The following is a 1,039-nucleotide window of genomic DNA, read 5'->3' on the forward strand; positions in this document are numbered from 1 at the left end:
TGCTGGCACCCCCGTCGAGGTTCAGCTCGGAAGGGGCGTCTGCGACCGACCGGTTCCACCTCGACTCGAGCAGGCGAGCGTCATCCCTTGACGGCCGAACCGGCGACACTCTGGATGAAGAACCGCTGGAACGCGAGGAAGACGATCAGGACCGGCAGCACCAGCAGGGTCCCGAAGGCGAACGTCTGTCCCCAGTCGACCGGCGTCTGGCCGGAGAACACGCTCATCTCGAGCGGGAGCGGGCGGGCGGTCGGATCGGACGTCACGATCGACGGCCAGAGGTACGACCCCCACGAGCTGAGGAACGTGAGGATGGCCACGGTCGCGAAGACCGGTCTGGCGTTCGGGACGACGACCCGGGCGAACGTGCCGAATGCCCCGAGACCGTCCAGGCGCGCGGCCTCCTCGATGCTCTTCGGCAGGTTGAGGAAGAACGTGTAGAACAAGAAGATCGAGAACGCGTTCGCCACGAACGGGATCATCTGCACGAACAGGGTGTCGCGCTGGCCGTTCAGCAGGAACAGCAGCGGGACCGCGACGGACTCGAACGGCACGATGATCAGCAGGACGACGATGACGAACACCGCGTTCTTGCCGCGCCACTGCAGGCGCGCGAAGGAGTAGCCCGCCATCGAGTTCACGACGAGCCCGCCGAGCACGATGACCAGCGAGATGGCGACGGAGTTGCCCATGAACCGCCAGAAGTACCCCGTCGCGTCCGAGTCGAGGGCCTTGAAGACCCCGAGGTAGTTCTGGAGCGACAGGTGGATGGGGAGGAAGCCGGTGAAGCCGTCGAGGACCTCGGAGCTCGGCTTGAAGCTGCCGATCAGCAGGTAGTAGATCGGCGAGAACATGACCGCCGACATCACGATGAGGATGGCGTAGGAGCCGGCCTTCGAGAGTCGCTTGCGGGTGGGTCGGATGGTGCTCAACTTTCGCTCCTCTGGCGCAGGACGGCTCGCTGGACGAGGGTGATGACGACGATGATCAGGAAGAGGACCACCGAGATGGCGGCAGCCTGGCCGACGCTGTTCTCGGC

1 protein-coding gene is annotated in these 1,039 nt (G+C 65.2%); it reads right to left on the bottom strand.

Features of this window, described 5'->3' with window-relative positions; genetic code table 11:
- Nucleotides 1-80: 80 nt before the first annotated feature.
- Complete coding sequence (locus BACI9J_RS23260) at nucleotides 81-932, bottom strand: carbohydrate ABC transporter permease (protein WP_017886893.1); 852 nt, start codon at nucleotides 930-932, stop codon at nucleotides 81-83.
- Between the last annotated feature and the right edge of the window lie 107 nt (nucleotides 933-1,039).

Source organism: Arthrobacter sp. 9V (genome assembly GCF_902506065.1).
Classification (GTDB): Bacteria; Actinomycetota; Actinomycetes; order Actinomycetales; family Micrococcaceae; genus Arthrobacter.